Raw genomic sequence first — 629 nt, 5'->3', positions numbered from 1 at the left:
TGTCGGACGTAAAGCTAGGCGATAGTATTGCGGTAAATGGCGTATGCTTAACGGTAGTAACTTTGAACTCAAAAGGGTTTACTGCAGACGTATCGGCAGAGTCCTTGGTGCATACTAATCTCAAAGAGTTTCAAGCGGGTACGAAGGTTAATTTAGAGAAAGCGCTGACTTTATCGACACGTTTAGGTGGCCATTTGGTAAGTGGTCATGTTGATGGTGTGGGTCAAGTGCTTGCCAGAAAGCAGGATGGACGCTCGATTCGTTTTGATATTCGTAGTCCAGAAGAAATTCGCCGCTATATTGCAAACAAAGGCTCGGTAACGGTTGATGGGGTTAGCCTCACGGTAACCGGGCTGTTAGCAGAAGGCTTTTCGCTGAATATTGTGCCACNCACGGCAGGCGAAACGACTATCGACGCTTATCAGGTTGGCCAATCAGTTCATATAGAGGTTGATTTGATGGCTCGTTATGCTGAGCGCCTATTACAGGTAGGCTCTTCTGATGTCACTGAACAGAAAACGGAAGGCAACTTGGATAAGGCCTTTCTGGCACAAAATGGTTTTTTAAGATAAACCTTTTACACTGTATTAAATAATAGGCAGCGTTTCACCTTCGATATCGCTGCCTTT

At 45.2% G+C, this 629-nt stretch carries 1 protein-coding gene; it reads left to right on the top strand.

What is annotated here, in order from left to right; genetic code table 11:
- On the top strand, nucleotides 1–572 hold a 572-nt coding region (locus A3766_RS06580), incomplete at its 5' end, for a riboflavin synthase (protein ID WP_068641958.1).
- Between the last annotated feature and the right edge of the window lie 57 nt (nucleotides 573–629).

Source organism: Oleiphilus sp. HI0132 (assembly GCF_001635845.1).
The sequence above is the reverse complement of the archived record's forward strand: the minus strand, read 5'-3'. Positions and strand labels throughout refer to the sequence as shown.